This window comes from Pseudomonas sp. MF6767, from assembly GCF_016405475.1.
Lineage (GTDB): Bacteria > Pseudomonadota > Gammaproteobacteria > Pseudomonadales > Pseudomonadaceae > Aquipseudomonas > Aquipseudomonas paracarnis.
In genome coordinates, this window is the sequence record NZ_JAEKCY010000018.1 from 88720 (window position 1) to 111588 (window position 22869).

The following is a 22869-nucleotide window of genomic DNA, read 5'->3' on the forward strand; positions in this document are numbered from 1 at the left end:
CAGAGCGTGGGAACGATCAGCCCGCCTGGTGCGCCGCGTCCTTTCTGCAAAATTGGCAAGCGGCCGTTCTCGTCTATCCTCAAACCCAACACTGCGACACCAAACCACACCCGCCCTTTTTACTTATCCCCCCCGATCAGGCTAAATACCCGCCTGATCGTTTAACCCTACGGATTATCCGCCATGGCCCGTCAACGCTTTGCAATTGCCTGGATCGCCTGCCTTGCAGTGCTGTTCAATGCGTTTGCCATGCCGTTGGCCAGTGCAATGCAGCAGACCGATGACCCGGTCAAGCGTCTGATGTGGGGCGGGTTCTGTTCGTCCAATGGCGCGAGCCTCAAGGCGATTGCCCTGGGCAAGCTGGAAATTCCCGCACCGCCGGACGATCACTCTGCCATGCAGCATTGCTGGTGTTGCTCGGGCTCTGCGCCGTTGGTGGCGTTGCCGGGGCATGTGCCGCAGTTGTATGTGACGCGCTTCGAGGCGGTGCAGAACTTGCCGCCGCGCTTATTGCGCAATCCAACCCCGCGCCAGCAATGGCCGAGCCTTAACCCCCGCGCTTCTCCAACGGTCTGATCTTCTTCGCAAGTGAACTGCGTTTAGAACCGTTCTGGAGAACTGCCATGCTTAAATCTTCCCTGCTTCTGGCTGCGTTGCTGCTGCCGGTGTTCAGTGCTGCCAATGCCGAAGACTACAAGGCCGGCGATTTGCTGGTGAGCGCCCCCTGGTCTCAGGAGTTGCCACCGAATGCGCCTACCGTCGCCGCCTACTTTGTAATTCATAACACCGGGGCGGCCCCGGATCGCCTGCTCAGCGTTGAAACCAGCGTTGCCGAAAAAGCCGAGCTGCATGAGCACGTGATGCAAGGCGATTTGATGAAGATGCAACAAGTGCCCAGCGTCGCCGTACCGGCCAAGGGTGAACTGACCTTCGCGCCGATGGCCTATCACGTCATGCTGCTTGGCCTCAAAGACCGCAGCCTGCTGGCCGACGGCAAGCAATTCCCGCTGACCCTGACCTTCGAAAAAGCCGGCAAGGTCGAGGTGCAAGTGTCGGTACAGAGAATGCCACCGATGGCCGGCCACGAGCACATGCACGCCCAGTAAGCCAACCTCGATGGGCGCCCCTCGCGCCAGGTTGTCTCCCCACCGCCGCCTGATGCGCGGCAGTTGGATCAGCCTGTTCGCCATGCTGATGATCTTTATCGGTCCGCTGATTTCCCAAGCGATGCCGATGGATCATCACGCCAGCATGTCCATGACCATGGACATGCCCAACTGCCATGGTGAACCTGCTCAGCACAGCAAAGCCCCCGACGAGCATCATGTTCTCTGGGAAAAATGCGGCTATTGCAGCTTGCTGTTCAGTTGCCCGGCCCTGCCCGGCAGCGTCTCCTACGTAACCCTCGGCACCCCGCCACCCGCCAACGCCCTCACCCCCGCCACGCGCCTGGGCCATGCCCGGCAGAGCATCTTCCCCGGCGCGCGCAGCCGCGCGCCGCCTGTCGTTTCGTAAGCCCTTCATTGCGCTCCTTCACCCCGGCCGACTTTAGACAGACAGCCGCAGGCTGCTGGCCGTGTTGTTTACGATTGATTGATGGAATTTGTCATGTCCAGGTTTTCTGCTGACACCCGTTTGGGAAGTACTGCCCTGCTCACTGCCTTATGCGGCGCACTATTGGCTGCCCACGCTCACGCCGACGAGCATGAGCTGAGCCCTACCGTCATCACCGCGATCGCCCCCAGCTCACCGCTGACCGTGGTCACCAACCCCAAAGACCCTCGCCAACCGGTGCCCGCCAGCGATGGTGGCGACTACCTCAAGACCATCCCCGGCTTCGCCCTGGTGCGCAACGGCGGCACCAACGGCGACCCGGTGCTGCGCGGCATGTTCGGCTCGCGCCTGAATATCCTCACCAACGGCGGCATGATGCTCGGCGCGTGCCCGGGCCGCATGGATGCGCCAACTTCGTATATTTCGCCGGAAACCTACGACAAGCTCACCGTGATCAAAGGCCCGCAAACCGTGCTCTGGGGCCCGGGCGCGTCAGCGGGCACCATCCTGTTCGACCGTGAACCCGAGCAGTTCGGCGAGCTGGGCACGCGGGTCAACGCCAGCGTATTGGCCGGTTCCAACGGGCGTTTCGACAAGGTCATCGATGCTGCTGCCGGCGGCCCATTGGGCTATGTGCGCGTGATCGGCAACCAGGCCCACGCCGACGATTACAAGGACGGCAACAACGACACCGTCGCCTCGCGCTATGACAAGTGGAACGGTGACGTGGCTGTGGGCTTCACGCCCGACGCCGACACCCTGCTGGAACTCACCGCCGGGCGTGGCGATGGTGAAGCGCGCTACGCCGGTCGCGGCATGGACGGCTCGCAGTTCCTGCGCGAAAGCCTGGGGCTGCGTTTCGAGAAATCCAATATCGGCGAGGTGCTGGATAAGGTCGAGGCCCAGGTCTACTACAACTACGCCGACCATGTGATGGACAACTACAGCCTGCGTGTCCCTTCGGGCACCGGCATGATGGCGGGCCCCATGGCGTCCAACGTCGACCGCCGCACCCTTGGCGCACGCATCAAGGCCACCTGGCGCTGGGCGGATGTGCAATTGATCAGCGGCCTAGATGCGCAGACCAATGAACACCGTGCGCGCAGCAGCATGGGCATCGACACGTATAAGGATTTGCCGCGCAACAAGGACGCCAATTTCCACAACTACGGTGTGTTCGGCGAACTGACCTGGTACGCCGCCGACAACGATCGCCTGATCACCGGCGCGCGCTTGGACCGCGCCTCGGCCAAGGACTTCCGTCAACGCACCGGCTCGGGAATGATGTCGCGCCCGAACCCGACCGCCGGCGACACCCGCGCCGATACATTGCCCTCGGGCTTTGTGCGTTATGAGCACGACCTGGCGGACAGCCCCACCACGCTGTATGCCGGCCTGGGCCACGCGGAACGTTTCCCGGATTACTGGGAACTGTTCTCCCCCAACACCGGCGCGGCCGGCTCGGTGAATGCCTTCGACGGCGTGAAGCCCGAGAAAACCACTCAGCTCGACTTCGGTGCCCAGTACAAGAGCGCCGACCTGGAAGCCTGGGTGTCGGGCTATGTCGGCCAGGTGCGCGACTTCATCCTGTTTGACTACAGGCCCGGCATGATGGGCACCACCTCCCAGGCGCGCAATGTGGACGCACGTATCATGGGCGGCGAAGTGGGCGCAGCGTACAAGCTGAGCCAACACTGGAAAGCCGACGCCAGCCTCGCCTATGCCTGGGGCAAGAACAGCAGCGACGGCAAGGCCCTGCCACAAATGCCACCGCTGGACACGCGCCTGGGCCTGACCTACAGCGAAGACGATTGGAGCGCTGGTGCGTTGTGGAGGGTGGTCGCGGCGCAACACCGTATCGATCCAAACAAAGGCAACGTGGTCGGCAAGGACTACGACAAGAGTGGCGGCTTCGGCGTGTTCTCGCTGAACGCGGCATACCGCGTCAACAAGCACTTCAAGGTCAGCACCGGGGTCGACAACCTGTTCGGCAAGGCTTATGCCGAGCATCTGAATCTGGCCGGTAACGCAGGCTTCGGTTACCCAGCCAACGACCCGCAGGCCATCAAGGAGCCGGGGCGTACGCTCTGGACCAAGGTGGACATGAGCTTCTAAAAGCGTCGCAGGCAAGCCTGCGCCCACAGGTGGATTACAGTCCCCTGTGGGAGCTGGCTTGCCTGCGATGGCGGTGTAACAGACCAAGAAAAATCAAAAGCCTTATGCGGAGCACCCGATGACCACACAAAAAATTTCCTTCTATAACCTGGCCTGGCGCTGGCACTTTTACGCCGGCCTCTTCGTCGCCCCCTTCATGGTGCTGCTGGCCCTCACCGGCGGCATCTACCTGTTCAAACCCCAGCTCGACCCGCTGATGTACGGCCACCTGCTCACCGTGCCCGCCGCCGAACACGCGCTGAGCGCCGACGAGCAACTGCAGCGCGCCCAGGCCGCCTACCCCCACGCCGCGATCAGCAAATACCTGCCCCCTGCCGATGCCACTCGCAGCGCGCAGTTCGTGATGCGCAACGGCGCCCACGAAGTGACGGTGTTCATCGACCCCTATCGCGGTACCGTCCTCGGTGAGCAGGACGCAAACAACAACCTGCAAGCCATCGTCCGCGCCCTGCACGGCGAACTGATGATCGGCACCGTCGGCGATCGCCTGATCGAACTCGCCGCCGGCTGGGGCGTGATGCTGGTGGTGTCCGGCCTGTACCTGTGGTGGCCGCGGGGCAAGTCATCTGCAGGCATTCTGTGGCCTCGCTTCAATACCCGTGGTCGGGTGTTCTGGCGTGACCTGCACGCTGTCGCCGGCTTCTGGGGCGCGGCGTTCCTGCTGGTGATGCTGCTCAGCGGCATGACCTGGACCGGGTTCTGGGGCAAGCAATACGCCGACCTGTGGAACACCTTCCCAGCCGCGATGTGGAACAGCGTGCCGCAGTCCGACCAGCAGGCCCGTGTGCTCAACACCGCCACCCAGCAGACCGTGCCCTGGGCCCTGGAAAACACGCCGATGCCAATGTCCGGCGACCACGCCGAGCATATGAATCACGGCGCAATGCACGCAGGCCCGGCCGCACCCACGGTGCGTCTGCAACAGGTGGTCGACCTGGCCAACGCACGCAAGGTCGAGCCCGGCTACAGCATTACCTTCCCCACCACCGCCACTGGTGTATTCACCGTCGCGGTGTTCGCCGACGACCCGCGCAACGACGCCACCCTGCACGTGGACCAGTACACCGGCAAGGTCCTGGCCGATGTACGTTGGGATCATTACAACCTGGTCGCACGCGCCACCGAAACCGGCGTGATGCTGCACGAGGGCAAGATGTTCGGCTGGGTCAACCAACTGATCGTGCTGTTGATCTGCCTGATGATTCTGCTCAGCGCGGTCAGCGGCGTGGTGATCTGGTGGAAGCGCCGGCCACAAGGCGGGCTAGGTGTACCGCCGCTGCGCCATGACCTGCCCAAGTGGAAAACCGCGATGGCGATCATGCTCGGGCTGGCGATCATTTTTCCGTTGGTAGGGGCTTCGTTGGTCCTGGTGTGGGCGCTGGATCGCTTGTTGCTGTCACGCATCAGCGCAACCGCCTGAAGCATTGTCGCGCAACGCCCTCTTTTGAAGCCTGCCGTGCACTCAACGGCCTCCGTGGCGCCAACCTGGTGCGCCACGGAGCGGCTTTACCTCACGAACCCGCCGGTAATCCGTGTCTGGCGTAGCAGGCACAGCCTTTGCAAAGCCCTGTGTATCTGCCCCACAACAATTATCGGTACACGGAGATCGCACCATGAAGCGTCGCAGCTTGATCAAGGCTTTCACTTTGTCGGCATCCATTGCCGCCATGGGTTTGACCTGGACCGTCCAGGCCGCCGAGACCATCAAGGTCGGCATCCTGCACTCGCTGTCCGGGACCATGGCGATCTCCGAAACCTCGCTCAAAGACATGGCGCTGATGACCATCGACGAGATCAACGCCAAGGGCGGGGTGAACGGCAAGATGCTCGAACCGGTGGTGGTGGACCCGGCGTCCAACTGGCCGCTGTTCGCCGAGAAAGGTCGGCAACTGTTGACCCAGGACAAGGTGGCCGTGGTGTTCGGCTGCTGGACCTCGGTGTCGCGTAAATCCGTACTGCCGGTGTTCGAAGAACTCAACGGCTTGCTGTTCTACCCGGTGCAGTACGAAGGCGAAGAGATGTCGCCCAACGTGTTCTATACCGGTGCGGCCCCGAACCAGCAGGCGATCCCGGCGGTGGAATACCTGATGAGCGAAGAAGGCGGCAGCGCCAAGCGTTTCTTCCTGCTCGGCACCGACTACGTGTACCCGCGCACCACCAACAAGATCCTGCGCTCGTTCCTGCATTCCAAAGGCGTGGCGGATAAAGACATCGAGGAGGTCTACACCCCGTTCGGCCACGCCGATTACCAGACCATCGTCGCCAACATCAAGAAGTTCTCCGCCGGTGGCAAGACCGCGGTGGTCTCCACCGTGAACGGCGACTCCAACGTGCCCTTCTACAAAGAACTGGCCAACCAGGGCTTGAAAGCCACCGAGGTACCGGTGGTGGCGTTCTCGGTGGGTGAAGAAGAACTGCGCGGCATCGACACCAAGCCGCTGGTAGGCAACCTCGCGGCCTGGAACTACTTCCAGTCGGTGGAAAACCCGGTGAACCAGAAGTTCGTGGCCGACTGGAAAGCCTACGCCAAGAAACACAACCTGCCGGGCGCCGACAAAGCCGTGACCAACGACCCGATGGAAGCCACCTATGTGGGCATCCATATGTGGGCGCAGGCGGCGGAAAAAGCCAAGTCCACCGACGTCGACAAGGTGCGTGAAGCCCTGGGCGGCCAGACCTTCGCTGCGCCGTCGGGCTTCACCCTGACCATGGACAAGACCAACCACCACCTGCACAAGCCGGTGATGATCGGTGAGATCCAGGCCGACGGGCAGTTCTCGGTGGTGTGGCAGACCGAAGCGCCGATTCGTGCACAGCCGTGGAGCCCTTACATTCCGGGCAATGACAAAAAACCGGACTATGCCGTGAAGAGCAACTAACGCCCCCACGGCTCGAATGTGGGACATGGTCACTGTGGGAGCTGGCTTGCCTGCGATGCAAACAACTCGGTGTGCCTGACACACCGCAGCGATGCCATCGCAGGCAAGCCAGCTCTTACACACAGCCTGCTCCCACACTGTCCCCGCATGACCAGGACATTTTTATATGCCCACTGCCCTCCACCGCCTCATCCTCGCCCTGCTGTTGTTGCTGCCCTTTGGCGCACACGCCAGCGACGCCGAAGACTTCCTTGCCGCCAACCCGGTGCAGCAAGCCAAACTCCTGCAGGACTGGGCCGCCCAACCCGACCCAACGCGTATCGAGTTGGTGGATGCCCTTGAGCAAGGCCAACTCACACTCAACGGTGAAACCAAGACCGTGCGCCTGAACAACCGCCTGCGCGGTTTGATCAATAACGTGCAAGCCAGCCAGCAACTGCTCGCCGCCGACCCCAAGGTGCGCCTGGACGCAGCGCGCACCCTGCAAAAAAGCGCGGTGCCTGCACAACTTAAATTCCTCGACCAGCAGGTCGCCGCCGAGACGGATGAGCAGGTGCACAGCGCCCTCAGCCTGGCCCTGGCCAACCTGCAACTGGTCGACCCCGACCCGGTGGTGCGCCTGGCGGCCGTGCGCTTGCTCGGCAGCACCGGCGACCCGCTGGCCCGCACGCGCCTAGAGGCGCTGCTGGCGCCAGGCGTGGAAGCCGACGCCGCCGTACACACCGCCGCTGAGACCAGCCTGGCCCAGGTCAAACGCAAACTGATGATGGGTGAGATCCTCGGCCAGGCGTTCAGCGGCATGTCCCTGGGCTCGATCCTGCTGCTGGCGGCCCTGGGCCTGGCGATCACCTTCGGCCTGCTCGGCGTGATCAACATGGCCCACGGCGAGATGCTGATGCTCGGCGCCTACTCCACCTATGTGGTGCAATTGATGATGCAGCGCTATGTGCCCCAGGCCATCGAGTTCTACCCGTTGATCGCATTGCCGGTGGCGTTTTTTGTCACCGCGGCCATCGGCATGGCGCTGGAACGCACAGTCATTCGTCACTTGTATGGCCGCCCCCTGGAAACCCTACTCGCCACCTGGGGCATCAGCCTGATGCTGATCCAGCTGGTGCGCCTGGTGTTCGGTGCGCAGAACGTCGAAGTGTCTAACCCGGCCTGGCTGTCTGGCGGCATCCAGGTACTGCCCAATCTGGTGCTGCCGTACAACCGCATCGTGATCATCGCCTTTGCGCTGTTCGTGGTGGTGCTCACTTGGCTGCTGCTGAACAAGACGCGCCTGGGTCTGAACGTGCGCGCCGTCACCCAGAACCGCAACATGGCCGCCTGCTGCGGCGTGCCCACCGGGCGCGTGGACATGCTCGCCTTTGGCCTCGGCTCCGGTATCGCAGGTTTGGGCGGCGTGGCGCTGAGCCAGATCGGCAACGTCGGCCCGGACCTGGGCCAGAGCTACATCATCGACTCGTTCCTGGTGGTGGTGCTCGGCGGCGTCGGCCAGTTGGCCGGCAGTGTCATGGCCGCCTTTGGCTTAGGAATAGCCAACAAAATCCTCGAACCCCAGGTCGGCGCCGTGCTCGGCAAGATCCTGATCCTCGCGCTGATCATTCTGTTTATCCAGAAACGCCCGCAAGGACTCTTCGCACTGAAAGGACGGGTGATCGACTGATGAACCAGCCATTGATGCTTACGGCCACGCAAAAGGCCGGCCCCAAAGTCACGATTGCAGTCGGTGCAGTCATCCTGCTCCTGCTGCTGGCCTTGCCCCTGTGTTCACTCTTGTCTGCCGACAACCCGCTGCATGTGTCGGCCTACACCTTGACCCTGGTGGGCAAAATTCTCTGTTACGCCATCGTCGCCCTGGCGCTGGACCTGGTGTGGGGTTACGCCGGGATGTTGTCCCTGGGCCACGGTTTGTTCTTCGCCCTGGGCGGCTACGCCATGGGCATGTACTTGATGCGCCAGGCGGCAGGCAGCGAGTTGCCGGCGTTCATGACCTTTTTGTCCTGGACCGAATTGCCCTGGTACTGGGCCGGCACCGACCACTTCCTGTGGGCGTTGTGCCTGGTGGTACTGGCCCCCGGTGTGCTGGCCTTGGTGTTCGGTTTCTTCGCCTTCCGCTCGCGGATCAAGGGCGTGTATTTCTCGATCATGACCCAGGCCCTGACGTTCGCGGGGATGCTGTTGTTCTTTCGCAACGAGACCGGGTTCGGCGGCAACAACGGCTTTACCAACTTCCGCAGCATCTTAGGTTTTGGCATCACTGAACCTGGCACCCGGGCGGTGTTGTTTTTCGCCACGGTGCTGTTGCTGGTGGCCAGCCTCTACATCGGCTGGCGCCTGGCGAAAAGCAAGTTCGGCCGCGTGCTCACCGCCCTGCGCGATGCCGAGAACCGCCTGATGTTCTGCGGCTACGACCCACGCGGTTTCAAGCTGTTCGTGTGGGTGTTGAGCGCAGTGTTGTGCGGGCTTGCCGGTGCGCTGTATGTGCCGCAGGTGGGCATCATCAACCCCAGCGAAATGTCACCGACCAACTCCATCGAAGCCGCCGTGTGGGTAGCGCTGGGCGGGCGTGGCACGTTGATCGGGCCGTTGCTCGGCGCTGGTGTGGTCAATGGCATGAAGAGCTGGTTCACCGTGGCCTTCCCCGAGTACTGGCTGTTCTTCCTGGGCGCGCTGTTCATCATCGTCACCCTGTACCTGCCCAAGGGCGTTATCGGCCTGCTGAAGAAATGAGGAACGTCATGCTTGAACCTATTTTCGACGCAGGCAGCGGCCGCGATGCGATTGGCATCGGCCAGGTCGCGGGCAAAGGGCTCAACACCCGGCACGGCACCATTCTGACCCTGGAAGATATCAGCGTCAGCTTCGACGGTTTCAAGGCCCTCAACGACCTGAACCTGTACATCGGTGTTGGCGAATTGCGCTGCATCATCGGCCCCAACGGCGCGGGCAAGACCACGCTGATGGACGTGATCACCGGCAAGACCCGGCCCAGCCACGGCAAGGCCTGGTTTGGCGAGACCCTGGACCTGACCCGCATGAGCGAAGTGCAGATCGCCCAGGCCGGCATCGGGCGCAAGTTCCAGAAGCCCACGGTGTTCGAAGCCCTCAGCGTGTTCGAAAACCTCGAGCTGGCGCAGAAGACCGACAAGTCGGTGTGGGCCAGCCTGCGTGCGCGCCTGAACGGGGAACAGAAGGACCGCATCGAGGAAGTGCTCGACACCATCCGCCTCACCGCCTCGGTGCATCGCCCCGCCGGCTTGCTGTCCCACGGCCAGAAGCAGTTCCTGGAAATCGGTATGTTGCTGATGCAAGACCCGCAACTGTTGCTGCTGGATGAACCGGTAGCAGGCATGACCGATGCCGAAACCGAATTCACCGCCGAGCTGTTCAAGCGCCTGGCCGGCAAGCACTCGTTGATGGTTGTGGAACATGACATGGGGTTTGTCGGCTCGATTGCCGACCACGTGACGGTGTTGCACCAGGGCAGCGTGCTGGCCGAAGGGTCGCTGGAACAGGTGCAGGAAAACGAGCGGGTGATCGAGGTTTACCTCGGCCGCTAACGCTGACACGAACGGCTGATCGTTCCCACGCTCCGCGTGGGAATGCCAAGTTGGACGCTCCGCGTCCCGCTGAGCAACGGTGACGCAGAGCGTCACGGGAAGCATTCCCACGCAGAGCGTGGGAACGATCATTGAGGAGAATCGAACATGCTGCAAATCGACAAGCTGCACCAGTACTACGGCGGTAGCCACATCCTGCGTGGGCTGTCTTTTGACGTGAAGATCGGCGAAGTCACCTGCCTGCTCGGGCGTAACGGCGTGGGCAAGACCACCCTGCTCAAGTGCCTGATGGGCCTGCTGCCGGCCAAGGAGGGCGCAGTGAACTGGGAAGGCAAGGCCATCACCGGTTTCAAGCCGCACCAGCGCGTACATGCCGGCATCGCCTACGTGCCCCAGGGCCGGGAGATATTCGGGCGGCTGACCGTAGAAGAAAACCTGCTGATGGGACTGTCGCGTTTCCCCGGTTCCGAAGCCAAAGAGGTGCCGGCCTTCATCTACGAACTGTTCCCGGTGTTGCTGCAAATGAAGCATCGACGCGGCGGCGACTTGTCCGGCGGGCAGCAGCAACAGTTGGCGATTGGCCGTGCCCTGGCGAGCCGCCCGCGCCTGTTGATTCTCGATGAGCCCACCGAAGGCATCCAGCCGTCGGTGATCAAGGAAATCGGCGCGGTGATCAAGAAGCTCGCGGCGCGCGGCGATATGGCGATCCTGTTGGTGGAGCAGTTCTATGACTTTGCCGCTGAACTGGCTGACCAGTACCTGGTGATGTCCCGTGGGGAAATCGTGCAGCAGGGCCGTGGTGAAAATATGGAACGCGAAGGTGTGCGTGGGCTGGTAACCATCTAATCTGTAGCCTCCTAACGATAAGCACACGCCATGAACCTGCCCGTTACCCCTGCCCTGTTCACGCCCAGCTGGCACGCCGAGCTGGAACTCGGCTACGCGCGTGTCAATGACACCACGCGCCCGGTGCTGCGCCGCCACCTTGGCCCGCTGCGGGTGCAAAAACACCTGTACGCCGAAGGCCCCGAGGTATGCCAGCACATCATCGTGCATCCGCCCGGCGGGATTGCCGGTGGCGATCGCCTGGACATCAGCGCCCATGTGGGCACGGGTGCCTGGGCACAACTGACCAGCCCCGGCGCCGCCAAGTGGTACCGCGCCAGCGGCCCGGCGTTTCAACACGTCAAGTTGACCGTCGAGGCCGGCGCGACGCTGGAATGGCTGCCCCAGGAAACCATCGTATTCAGCGCCGCCCAGGCCGAACTGACCACGCGAGTGGAGCTGTCGGGCGATGCGCGGTTGTTCTACTGGGATGTGGTCGCTCTGGGCCGCCCGGCCAGTGGCGAACGGTTCGACCTTGGCCACTTTCAATCGCACCTGGACATTCGCCGCGACGGCCAGTTGCTCTGGCATGAGCGCCAGCGCATTGTGGGCGCCGATGGATTGCTGGATTCGCCTATCGGGCTGGATGGGCAACCGGTGTTTGCCACGTTGCTGGTGACAGGCGAGATCGACCCTGAACTGCTTGAGCAATGCCGCTCACTGCCCCATGCGGTGCGCGGGGATTTGACCCAATTGCCTGGCTTACTGGTGGCGCGTTGTTTGGCCAGTGAAGCGCTGCTGGCGCGGGGGTGGTTGATTGATTTATGGCGGCTTTTACGCCCGGCGCTGTTTGGGCGTGAAGCAGTCGCACCAAGAATCTGGAGCACATGAAGATGCGCCCTTTTGTAGGAGCGAGCTTGCTCGCGAAAATCGTTAACGATAACGCGGGCATCCTGAATGCACGCGGCGCCCTCGGGTTTTTCGCGAGCAAGCTCGCTCCTACAGGGGTAAGCGCTCGTCTTTTTAACTGCCTTACTACGGACTGAACCATGGACCTGACCCCACGGGAAAAAGACAAACTGCTGATCTTCACCGCAGGCCTGGTCGCCGAACGGCGCCTGGCACGCGGAGTGAAGCTCAACTACCCGGAGACCATCGCCTATATCTCCGCCGCCCTGATGGAAGGCGCCCGCGATGGCCGCACGGTGGCCGACCTGATGCACTACGGCACCACCCTGCTCAGCCGCGAACAGGTTATGGAAGGTATCCCGGAAATGATCCCGGATATCCAGGTGGAAGCCACGTTCCCCGACGGCACCAAGCTGGTCACCGTCCACCAGCCCATTGCCTGAGGCGCAGCCATGATTCGTGATGCAACCGAACACGACCTGCCGGCGATCCGCGCCATCTACAACGACGCGGTGTTGAACACCACGGCGATCTGGAACGAGCAACCGGTGGACCTGGCCAACCGCCAGGCCTGGTTCAGTGCGCGCCAGGCCCAGCAGTACCCGATCCTGGTCACGGTGGACAACGACGAAGTCACCGGCTACGCCTCATTCGGCGACTGGCGCCCCTTCGAAGGCTTCCGCTACAGCGTCGAACACTCGGTATACGTGCGCAATGACCAGCGCGGCAAAGGCCTCGGCCCGCGCCTGATGCAGGCCCTGATCGAGCGCGCCCGCAGCTGCGGCAAGCACGTCATGGTCGCCGCCATCGAAAGCGGCAACCTGGCCTCGATCCGCCTGCATGAGCGCCTGGGTTTCGTGACTACCGGGCAAATGCCGCAAGTGGGCATCAAGTTCGGCCGCTGGCTGGACCTGACCTTTATGCAACTGACGTTGAATCCGGGCGCCGAACCGCCCCAGGAGTGAGATCGATGAGCGCTGCACAACTGCGTCGAGTCAATGCTGAAAGCTTTGCCCATTACCGCCGGGGCTTGATCGAGCTGTTGCTGGACGCGGTGCAGCACGGCGCTTCGGTGGGCTTCATGGCCGACTTCGATGAGGCCCAGGCCCGGGACTACCTGACCGGCGTGCAAGCCGGCGTCGAGGACACCAGCCTGCTGCTGTGGGTAGTGGTGCGCGACGAGCAGGTGATCGCCAGCGTGCAATTGGCGTTGTGCCAGAAAGCCAACGGCCTGAACCGCGCCGAGGTGCAAAAGTTGCTGGTGCACAGCAGCGCCCGTCGCCATGGCCTGGGCCAGCAATTGATGAATACCCTGGAACTCGCCGCGCGCCAGCACAAGCGTGGCCTGCTGTACCTGGACACCGAGGCCGGCTCCGGCGCCGAAGCCTTTTATCAGTCGCTGCGCTACACCAAGCTCGGTGAGCTGCCCGACTACTGCCAAAGCCCGGACGGGCGCTACAGCCCGACCGCCATCTACTACAAGACCCTGGGGCAACCTGCATGATTCCTGGTGAATATCAGATCCAGCCTGGCGAGATCGAACTGAATGTCGGCCGCCGCACCCTCATCCTCGGCGTAGCCAACAGCGGCGACCGGCCGATCCAGGTGGGCTCGCATTACCACTTTTTCGAGACCAATGACGCGCTGGAATTCGACCGCGCGGCCAGCCGTGGCATGCGCCTTAATATTCCGGCGGGCACGGCGGTGCGGTTTGAGCCGGGGCAACGTCGGGAGGTGGAGTTGGTGGAGTTGAGTGGTGCAAGGCGGGTATTTGGGTTTGCAGGGCGAGTCATGGGCGACCTTGAGGGCCTCATCGCAGGCGAGCCAGCTCCCACCGTTGGAATGCAATTAGATCGTTCCCACGCTCCGCGTGGGAACGCCGCCAGGGACGCTCTGCGTCCGCTCTTTACGTCGTGACGCAGAGCGTCACAGGATGCATTCCCACGCAGAACGTGGGAACGATCGAGGACACACCCATGAAGATATCCAGACAAGCCTACGCCGACATGTACGGCCCCACCGTCGGTGACAAGGTGCGCCTGGCCGACACCGAACTGTTCGTCGAAGTCGAGCAGGACTTCACCGTCTATGGCGAAGAAGTCAAATTCGGCGGCGGCAAGGTGATCCGTGACGGCCAGGGCCAGAGCCAATTGCTCGCCCATGAAGTGGTCGACACACTAATCACCAACGCATTGATCATCGACCACTGGGGCATCGTCAAGGCCGACGTCGGCTTGAAGAATGGCCGCATCCACGCGATTGGCAAAGCCGGCAACCCGGACATCCAGCCCGGCGTGACCATGGCCATCGGCGCGAGCACCGAAGTGATCGCCGGGGAAGGCATGATCCTCACCGCCGGCGGCATCGACTCCCACGTGCATTTCATTTGCCCACAGCAGATCGAAGAGGCCCTGACCAGCGGCGTCACCACCATGATCGGCGGCGGCACGGGGCCGGCCACCGGCACCAACGCCACCACCTGCACTTCCGGCCCGTGGCACCTTGCGCGGATGCTGCAGGCCAGCGATTCGTTCCCGATGAACATTGGCTTTACCGGCAAGGGCAACGCCAGTTTGCCCGAGCCGCTGATCGAGCAGGTCAAGGCCGGTGCTATCGGCTTGAAGCTACATGAAGACTGGGGCACCACACCCGCGAGCATCGACAACTGCCTGAGCGTCGCTGATGCCTACGACGTGCAGGTGGCGATCCACAGTGACACCCTCAATGAGTCGGGCTTTGTCGAAACCACCCTCGCCGCGCTCAAAGGCCGCACCATCCACACGTACCACACCGAAGGTGCCGGTGGCGGCCATGCACCAGACATCATCAAGGCCTGCGGTTTCCCCAATGTGCTGCCCAGCTCCACCAACCCGACGCGGCCGTTCACGCGTAACACCATCGACGAACACCTGGACATGTTGATGGTGTGTCACCATCTGGACCCAAGCATTGCCGAAGACGTGGCCTTCGCCGAAAGCCGCATCCGCCGCGAAACCATCGCCGCCGAAGACATCCTGCACGACCTCGGCGCGTTCTCGATGATCAGCTCCGACAGCCAGGCCATGGGCCGTGTCGGCGAAGTGATCACGCGCACCTGGCAGACCGCCGACAAGATGAAAAAACAGCGTGGCCCCCTGCCGGGCGACGGCGTGGGCAACGATAACTTCCGCGCCAAACGCTACATCGCCAAGTACACCATCAACCCGGCGATCACCCACGGTATCAGCCATATCGTCGGTTCCATCGAAGTCGGCAAATGGGCCGACCTGGTGCTGTGGCGCCCGGCGTTTTTCGGCATCAAGCCCACGCTGATCCTCAAGGGCGGCGCCATTGCTTCGAGCCTGATGGGCGACGCCAACGCCTCGATCCCGACGCCGCAGCCGGTGCATTACCGCCCCATGTTCGCCAGCTTCGGCAGCTCCCTGCACGCCACCAGCCTGACGTTTATCAGCCAGGCCGCGCAGGCGGCCGGACTGCCCGAGGCCCTGGGCCTGAAGAAGCAGATCGCGGTGGTCAAAGGTTGCCGCGACGTGCAGAAAACCGACCTGATCCACAACGATTACCTGCCGGATATCGAGGTGGACCCACAGACCTATCAGGTCAAGGCTGACGGTCAGTTGCTGTGGTGCGAACCGGCCGAGGTGTTGCCGATGGCCCAGCGGTACTTCCTGTTCTAGAGGATGGCGCGGATCGCTTGATCGGTCAGTGTCTGGTTCAAGGTGATCAGTTCGGCATTGATGCGGCCAAAGGTGCCATCGTAGTCTTGCTGGGACATCAACTGCCCCGGTTCACTTTGCGAAGCCGGTCGGCCCAGGCGCTGAGCCGACCGGCTGATGGTTTGGCGCAGGGCCTGCCTCGCGCTCTCAGGGAGGTTGGCTGCGGCGGCCCATTGTTCCTGCGCGGCCTGATAGTCAATCAGTGCATCGAATTTTGCGGCAATCGACGCGTAGTCAGCTGGATGAGCCCGCTGCAGAAAGTCGGTCCACATCGGTTGCTCCAGCAGGTTGCCACGCAGCAGCTCGCCTTGGTCCAGTAGCTGTACGCGGTTGAATGCCTCCTCGACCATGGGCGCCGTCACATAATCCTCGCGGAACATCATGCTCCGCGATTGCCAGGGCAGGTCCAGACGGGTTGCCAATGGCGTTGTGTACGCCAGGTAGATCTCGACTTCGTCGATATCAGCGATCAAATTGCCGCGGGCATCGTAATGATCGATGCGTGCGCCTTTGGCGTCGTACTCCGGAAACTTGACGCCGTCATCCTGCAGTTGGGACACGCGCTCATGGGCGATACGGCCCAACTCATCGAGCCGCCACTTGCCCCTGGCCAGGTTGAAGACAGTTTTGCGCACGGAGGCCACGTCCTCGCTGAAGTACGCCGACCAATGCAGCACGGCAACGCCCATCGAATTGAACAACTGCGCCCCGGCGTCCACGCAGGCCGCAGGGTCCCGGGCCATCAGGAACAACTGCTCGCGCAATTCGGCGTCTTCGCCCATCGCCTCAAGTATGCGCCAGACCTTGGCGGTCAGTTCCGGCAACCATACGCCGCCCCTGAGTGTCGAGTCCCCGGAGTTTCTGACGGCACGAAGAACATTGAAAAAGCCCTCAGAGCCAAACGAACCTTCAAGCATGTCCCATAACACCTGCCTGGAGGGCCATTCCTGCGCCGAATAACCGGTTTTCCACCGCTCGCTGTCGAGCGCGCCCCTTTTCGGCAATTGGCGATCCGGATCCCGGCCGGCAGCCTCGATGTACCGCTTGAATTGAGCAAGCAGTTCAGGCGTCAGCGTTTCACGGGTGAGGAAGGTTTTCGCCACAATCAATGCCTTATCCGAGCCCGGCGCGAACTCGGGAATCCGCGCTATCGGGTTCTGCCGCATATCCAGAATGAAGTCTTCCGGCCTGGGCACACGGAACACACTGCTAGGCCACTCCACCAGGCTTGCTTCATTGAGCAGCAAGGTATGTAAGCGCGGCATGCGCCCGACATCGGGTGGCAAGCCGAGTGGGTTCATTTCCAAAAATAACTCTTTGAGATGCACCCGATCTTTCAAGCGCAAGACGTCTTCAGGCGTAAGGACAATACTGTTACCGCCCAAATGCAACCGCTGCAAATGCGGCATCTGTTCGATGGCTGACGGCAGGCGTGTCAGTTGAGCGGCCTCGATCCCTAATTGACGCAGACCGCGAAAGTTGGCGAGCAGTGGCTGCACATCCGCATCCGTCAGCTGCGAGCCTTCGGTTCCCACAATGCCCAAGTAGCTGACATGGTCGAAGTTTGCAGTCAGTGCGGGCAAGGTTCGGAGCTGCTGCGCCAGGTCCTCTTCCAACCATTCGATTTTCTGCCCCAAGAGGCGCCCATTTCGATCGTAGTGCCGTGGGCCAACCTTTCTCCAGGCGTCATCCAGCGCCGTATAAATCTTGCGCCTGGCCCTCAGCACCTGGCGTTGCTGGTCACCGAACGCCTCCATGCCTTGGGGCGGTGTGCTCAACCAGTTGTGCAAGGTGGCCTGCAGGGTCTTGTACTCTTGCTCCAACGCACGCAGCCAGCTCAGATCCAGCGCGCCGCGCTCGTTGATCAGGGCGAGCATTTCGTCCCGGGTGATTTCCGGGTACAGGCTGCGGACCCGCTCGCGTGTGATTTTTTCCCACTCAGTGCCACCGCGCCCGCTCAATGGATAGCCGCGACGCTCGCCCGGCAACACGCTCGGCGGTCGAAAAAACGGCAGCTTTTCCGGCGACATGCCCAAGGCTTTGCGCAACGGTGCTCGGCCTAATGCATGTTGCTGGATCAACCCCTTCAATTGCTCACCCTGGCCGACATGGGGCAGGCCAATCGCGTTGCGATGGGCGTCGGTCAACGCGTGCTGCAAGGCGCCATAGAAACCATTGAGGCCATGCAGATCCTGACCGCGCTCATCAAAGGCTTGATAACGTCCATCCTCCGTACGTGCCAGGACCTTGCGATTGCTCGCCTCCTGAGGGCCAAAACTGGCACGCAATGGGCCTTCAAACCGACCCTCGCGCACTTCCAGGCGCAGATTGTCCGACCAGCCGGGCAGCGCCGGCAGTGTGTGGAGGGCCAGGGTTTCGGTGTCTGGGCCGGCCAACGCATCGAGGTACAAGCCTTCATACGCGAGGGTCAGGCGCATTTGCTGCTGCGCCCGGCGCGCCTTTTCAGCGAGGCGCAGGGGAATGCGCTTGGCACGGCTCATCGTGTCGCGCTCGGTCGGCGTCGCGTCCGCCAGCACTTCGCGCGCCAAAATCGTCGGCACACCGCTGAAGTCACGCTGGATCAGCATAATCGCGGTGTCGGAGAGTGGCTGCTGCTCGACGTAAATACTCTTCATCAACCGCTCGCGCACCTCGATGGCCCTTTGTTCGAGTTTCAATTGCAGGGCCTCGGTTCTCGCCTCGGGTGTGCGGGCGGTGTAACTGCCCACCAGAGCATCGCGCTGAGGTTCGCTGAACGCTTCGATAATGCGTATGGGCAACTGGCCGCTCATCAATTCGGCGCGGTGGACCTGCACGGTGTCCGCCGCCGCAGCCTGCTGATTACCGTATTTGATCGACGGCCCGCTCAACTCGGTGCCGGAAAATGCCTCGATCGCCTTGCTCGCTGGCCATCCAGGCAACTCCACCGCCAGGGATGCGGCATAGCTGCACAGTGCGCTGCTGAGCGAGCCCTGGCGAATACCCTCGGCGACGCTCACCGCATCGCGATACGCCCTGAACTGGCGCAGGGTGTCGAGCAGGATCGCCGGTACCGGCTCGCCTTCCACATGCACGCGGCGCAGCACGTCCTCACTCACCGCCGCAACGCTGCGCACCTGCTCCAACTCGGCATCACTGAAGCCCTCCGTCACCGGGCCCAATCGCCGCATCAACGTGGCGCCTTCCCAGGTGTGCGGGCGTTCCACTTCATGGTTCCAGAGGCCAGCGCCGTTGCTCTTCAATATCGGTTGATAGGCCTCGGCGCGCGTGGGATGGAGGATGCGGTATTGCTCGGTCAGCGGGTCTTGTTGCACGGCATAGCGTTTACCCTCCAATGGCAGCACGGTCTGGCCGTTGTGCCGGTGCAGGCCTTGCTCATCCGCCGCCACTGAAGGTAGGGACGCGGTGTGCTCATAGGTCGACAAGTCGGGTTTCCACAGCCGAGTCTTGCCACTGGGGAGAGTGACGGCCTTGAGCTGCTCGATAAACGGCGACACGGTGAAGTGCACCACGGCTGCCTGCACCGCCAGCGTCGCCAGGTTTTCCACCACGTCGGTGATGTGCGCCCAGCCCTCTTCGCGATCGCCTTCGCTCAGCTCGATGACACCTTCGATGACTTCGTAGAGCATTTGCCCGGCCATCGCCACGGCCATCAGCACGCCAAGCGGTGGCACCGCCATGGCCACCAGGTTGAGACCGAACAGGCCAATGCTCATGTAATGCGCGGCGCGCAGTGAGCGCGAGGCCTCATCGACATCGGCGGTGCTCACCGCACGATGCCGCGCATTCTCGAACAGGCGGGCACGCAGGCTGCCCAGGCGATAGGTCCACAGGTCTGCAACTTGCCATAGGTCCGTCAGGGTGTGGGCGCGAATGTTGAATTCAGGGGCAGTGGCATGCACGCGCACGTAGGGATGTGGTTCGCCCAGTGTCGAAGGCGTGGCAAAGGACGGAGAAGTGAGCAGGCGCCCCCATTCCGATCGCAAGGCCTGTGCGCCAAACGGCTGGGGAGGTGCGTCCAGCACCAGTTCGGTCAGCCGTTTGTAGTAGTAGGCGCGGTCTTTGTCGGCAACGAACCGGGCAAAAAAATGCTGGTTCGGCGTAGCCCTCCAGCCTTGGGAGCGGTCAGCTTCCTGGGTGGTTTTCGCGCTCAGGCGCTCGGTCAATGCAGTGCTGAAGTCATTGAAGGTGTCATAGCGCTTGATGGGATGGTCGGGGTCATCGGGAATATAAACGATGACCCAGCAGGTGTAGCCAGGCTTGGCGCAAGCGTCGATGACCAGGCAATCATGCAGGTGCAGGTTCATCAGGCTCAGGCTGCGATACACGATGGGCTTGCCGTCGCTGAGAATGTGTTTTTCCCCGGCCGCCACACGCATCAGCAAGGCGTGGTCGCTGTCACCAATGTCGCCCTTGAGCAACGCCAGGTACGCTGCCGCCTTGAAGGCGGCTTTCTGGTGCCGGACATAACGCTCGCGCAGTTCGGCCTGGGACTCGGCGTGGTCAGGTTTCAACTGCGCCTTGAGGTGAGCCTGGTACTGCTTGCCCAGGTCCAGGTCTCGGCACAGCTGGGTGAACGCATGAATCTTCAGGGTCGTGGTGTGGCGCTCGAAATGATCGCGCACGTCCGGTTGGGTGATGAAACCTGAGGCACTGTCGAAATAGCCCTCTCGAGTCTCGCGTTGCTCAAAGTTGCCAAGGGCAGCGTGCAGCAGGGAGAACGTTTTGACCCTGAAGCCACTGGTCTTTACGCCAAAGGCATCTTCGACCGGTACATACAGGCGCAACCAGGTTTGATTGACGTCCAGCTCGTGGCCGATAGCCTTTAGCTTGGCTTCCAACAAGGGTTGGGCAAACGCTTGCTCCGAGCGTATGTGACTGAAGGTTTTCTCCAGTTCGTTGAGCGACTCGCAACGGGCGTCCAGCAACACTTTGAGCTGATCTTTGTGCGCCTGGGAAGCAGCGTCATACCAGCGGGGAATGGCTGGCGGCGTGTCTTTGAGGGCCTTGCGACGGGAGGGCGAACTGTTGACCAGGCAAGTAGGGATCGCCTGTTTGATCAGTTCGTAATGTTGGCCCTGCTCACCAGGAAGCGGGGTGACGGGGTCGGTGACCTGAAAGTCCGGCATGGGATGACAACCTTTTCTTGGAAGAGGTTGTCATCCTAGGCACGCCGTTTTTGCGGCTGGCGCTAACTAAATCAATGACCCGTTCAGAACTGCTCGCGCGGGTTGAACGCAGCCTTTTGCGCCAGGGCCTCCCACAATGCCTTGACCTCATCATCCGCCGCCTTGGGCATGACGGCCTTGAGCTGGATGAACAGGTAGCCACGTTGCCCGGCCTTGTTCAGCAAACCATGGCCCTTGGCACGCATGCGCTGGCCGTTCTGGCTACCGGCAGGCACCTTGAGGTTGATCTTGCCGGTGAGGGTCGGCACGGCCACTTCCGTGCCCAGCGCCAACTCCCAGGGTGCCAGCGGCAGGTTGATGATCAGGTTTTCGCCGTCCACCTCGAACCTGGGGTGGGGCGCAAACTTGATGATCAGGTACAAATCACCATTGGCCCCGCCGCCAATGCCAGGCGCGCCCTGGGCCTTGAGGCGAATGCGCTCGCCATCGGCCACACCGGCCGGGATCTTCACGTTCAGGCTTTTGGTGGTGTTGCTCACATGCCGACCGGAGGCATCGTATTGCGGCACCTGGAAGCTGATCTGCTTGGACTCAGTGGACAGGGTTTCCTCCAGGGAGACCGTGAGCTGCATCTCCACATCCTGGCCCTTGCGCCCGGTAGGACGGCGCTGGCCGCCACCGAAAGCATCACCACGCGAGCCGAAGATCGAACTGAAAAAGTCCGAAAAGTCGCCCGCGTCCTGGCCACCACCAAAGCCGCCACGGCTCTGCCAGCCCGGTGGACCCTGGAACGGCTGGCCATGCTGGCCGTACTTGCGCAGTTCGTCGTATTCGGCGCGCTTGTCGGCGCTTTTAAGCGCTTCATAGGCCTCGGACGCATCCTTGAACTTGGCTTCGGCGTCCTTTTCCTTGCTGACGTCCGGGTGATATTTGCGCGCCAGCTTGCGATAAGCCGACTTGATCTCTTTGTCATCAGCCGTGGGCTCGACACCGAGAATCTTGTAGTAGTCTTTGAAATCCATGGGGGCATCACCATCCGTTATCGATATCGCGCAGCCCGCCACACGGCACGCCATGGCTGGCAGCCTGGGAATTGATGTCAGGGCGCGTCATAAGTTAATCGGCGGCACACAGGGTCAGTGCAATCACTGTGTACCGCCTGGATATGCCCACAAGATTGGGGCAAAACCCGCCCTTTCAAGATGGGATATGGCTATTTACGACGACAGACCCTTTACTTACTCGGGTAGGATCAAGCAAACAGGTTTTTTATTGCCCCCTCAGTGTACTGATAATCCATGCGCAGCTCGGCGCCCGCTGAAATGTCTTCAGTGGCAAATACCGCCGTCAGTATCAAATTCTCGCGTTTGGTTCGCGCACCCTCCCCTACCCCCATCCACCTGTCTGCCTCGACATTGAAGCCCACCGCTTCAACGTTGTAGCCACTGGGGGCCTGGCGCAACGGTTTGCCCTGGGCGTCATACTCGAAGAGGGTATTGATTCTGGAAATAATATTATCCCCCGACAGGTGGATCGGCTCTTCCACCAGGGTATTGCCCCGCGCGACCTCCTTGCTTCCTACCCTCATGGTGTACGTCTGCCCGCTGGGTCCGAAGATCCCCATGGGCAATACCGTTCCGCCGTACACGCCGACGATCTCGCCCTTGGCGATACGCCGGTTGGCAACCACCGTGGCCTGGCCTATCAACGCGCTTTCACCGGGCGCTTTCATGTCCTGGGCCGTAAACGAACGTAGCTGGAGTTTCTCTTCATAGCGTGCGCCCACCTGCTCATAGCCCTGAAATTGAATGTAGGGCTTGATCTGCTCCGAGGTGTAGCGCACACCGGGATCTATCGTGACCGCTTGCTCCAATTCGCGAATGCGGATCGCCCGGCCTTGATAGTCCCTGAGCGGGTATTTGCCGTTATTGGCACGGTTATAACTGCCGATGCGATTGGGGCTGGCCGTAAAGTGGATATCGCGACGCATATGGCGCAGTTCCTCCGCCGTGTAGGGCGTTACCGGCATGGACTCCGACGCGTCGAAAAACTCATCGTCGGAGCCCTGCGGCTTCATCCCACCCGCCAACCCCCTGCGCTTCCAGACCTGTCCCTT

The 22869-nt window shown here is 61.9% G+C and carries 17 protein-coding genes and 2 pseudogenes; 16 read left to right on the forward strand and 3 right to left on the reverse strand.

Going from position 1 to position 22869, the window contains the following annotated elements:
• Positions 1 to 183: 183 nt before the first annotated feature.
• The 16 genes and pseudogenes from JFT58_RS23780 (at position 184) to ureC (ending at position 15585) form a co-directional block, all read left to right on the forward strand.
• A complete protein-coding gene (locus JFT58_RS23780; protein ID WP_034126406.1) occupies positions 184 to 576 on the forward strand; it encodes a DUF2946 domain-containing protein in 393 nt (130 codons plus the stop codon).
• Between the two features lie 47 nt (positions 577 to 623).
• A complete protein-coding gene (locus JFT58_RS23785; RefSeq protein WP_054896388.1) occupies positions 624 to 1106 on the forward strand; it encodes a copper chaperone PCu(A)C in 483 nt (160 codons plus the stop codon).
• Between the two features lie 10 nt (positions 1107 to 1116).
• Positions 1117 to 1515, forward strand: a complete 399-nt coding sequence (locus JFT58_RS23790) for a DUF2946 domain-containing protein (protein WP_034126404.1) — start codon at positions 1117 to 1119, stop codon at positions 1513 to 1515.
• A 93-nt stretch (positions 1516 to 1608) separates the two neighbouring features.
• Positions 1609 to 3669 (forward strand): TonB-dependent copper receptor, encoded by a 2061-nt coding sequence (locus JFT58_RS23795; RefSeq protein WP_054896386.1) that lies wholly within the window; start codon positions 1609 to 1611, stop codon positions 3667 to 3669.
• A gap of 118 nt (positions 3670 to 3787) precedes the next feature.
• Entirely contained in the window at positions 3788 to 5149 is a 1362-nt protein-coding gene (locus JFT58_RS23800) for a PepSY-associated TM helix domain-containing protein (RefSeq protein ID WP_054896385.1), read from the forward strand.
• Between the two features lie 193 nt (positions 5150 to 5342).
• Positions 5343 to 6608: an urea ABC transporter substrate-binding protein gene (urtA, locus tag JFT58_RS23805; RefSeq protein ID WP_003188149.1), complete on the forward strand. Its 1266-nt coding sequence runs from the start codon at positions 5343 to 5345 to the stop codon at positions 6606 to 6608.
• A gap of 166 nt (positions 6609 to 6774) precedes the next feature.
• Positions 6775 to 8277 (forward strand): urea ABC transporter permease subunit UrtB, encoded by a 1503-nt coding sequence (gene urtB / locus JFT58_RS23810; protein ID WP_198834667.1) that lies wholly within the window; start codon positions 6775 to 6777, stop codon positions 8275 to 8277.
• Entirely contained in the window at positions 8277 to 9344 is a 1068-nt protein-coding gene (gene urtC, locus JFT58_RS23815; protein WP_034126400.1) for an urea ABC transporter permease subunit UrtC, read from the forward strand. The genes urtB and urtC overlap by 1 nt, the downstream gene beginning before the upstream one ends.
• Positions 9341 to 10174 (forward strand): urea ABC transporter ATP-binding protein UrtD, encoded by an 834-nt coding sequence (gene urtD / locus JFT58_RS23820; protein WP_014716710.1) that lies wholly within the window; start codon positions 9341 to 9343, stop codon positions 10172 to 10174. Before urtC ends, urtD begins: the two co-directional genes overlap by 4 nt.
• A 147-nt stretch (positions 10175 to 10321) precedes the next feature.
• A complete protein-coding gene (urtE, locus tag JFT58_RS23825) occupies positions 10322 to 11020 on the forward strand; it encodes an urea ABC transporter ATP-binding subunit UrtE (protein WP_054896383.1) in 699 nt (232 codons plus the stop codon).
• 30 nt (positions 11021 to 11050) lie between these two features.
• Complete coding sequence (locus JFT58_RS23830) at positions 11051 to 11890, forward strand: urease accessory protein UreD (protein ID WP_054896382.1); 840 nt, start codon at positions 11051 to 11053, stop codon at positions 11888 to 11890.
• Between the two features lie 158 nt (positions 11891 to 12048).
• On the forward strand, positions 12049 to 12351 hold the full coding sequence (ureA, locus tag JFT58_RS23835; RefSeq protein ID WP_003171437.1) for an urease subunit gamma: 303 nt from the start codon (positions 12049 to 12051) through the stop codon (positions 12349 to 12351).
• A 9-nt stretch (positions 12352 to 12360) separates the two neighbouring features.
• The gene (locus JFT58_RS23840) at positions 12361 to 12873 is read left to right on the forward strand and encodes a GNAT family N-acetyltransferase (protein ID WP_054896381.1); all 513 of its coding nucleotides are present in this window, start codon (positions 12361 to 12363) and stop codon (positions 12871 to 12873) included.
• Between the two features lie 5 nt (positions 12874 to 12878).
• Entirely contained in the window at positions 12879 to 13412 is a 534-nt protein-coding gene (locus JFT58_RS23845; RefSeq protein WP_054896380.1) for a GNAT family N-acetyltransferase, read from the forward strand.
• Positions 13409 to 13711 (forward strand): annotated as a pseudogene (locus JFT58_RS23850) (urease subunit beta); the annotation flags it as partial. The gene JFT58_RS23845 and the pseudogene JFT58_RS23850, both read left to right, overlap by 4 nt.
• 173 nt (positions 13712 to 13884) lie before the next feature.
• On the forward strand, positions 13885 to 15585 hold the full coding sequence (gene ureC, locus JFT58_RS23855) for an urease subunit alpha (RefSeq protein ID WP_054896378.1): 1701 nt from the start codon (positions 13885 to 13887) through the stop codon (positions 15583 to 15585).
• Here the strand turns inward: ureC and JFT58_RS23860 are convergent.
• The 3 genes and pseudogenes from JFT58_RS23860 to JFT58_RS23870 form a co-directional block, all read right to left on the reverse strand.
• A complete protein-coding gene (locus tag JFT58_RS23860) occupies positions 15582 to 20753 on the reverse strand; it encodes a dermonecrotic toxin domain-containing protein (protein WP_054896377.1) in 5172 nt (1723 codons plus the stop codon). The two genes, ureC and JFT58_RS23860, sit on opposite strands and share 4 nt — an antisense overlap.
• Positions 20754 to 20836: 83 nt before the next feature.
• Positions 20837 to 21775: a DnaJ C-terminal domain-containing protein gene (locus tag JFT58_RS23865; RefSeq protein WP_034126393.1), complete on the reverse strand. Its 939-nt coding sequence runs from the start codon at positions 21773 to 21775 to the stop codon at positions 20837 to 20839.
• 230 nt (positions 21776 to 22005) lie between these two features.
• A pseudogene (locus JFT58_RS23870) lies at positions 22006 to 22869 on the reverse strand (hypothetical protein); the annotation flags it as partial.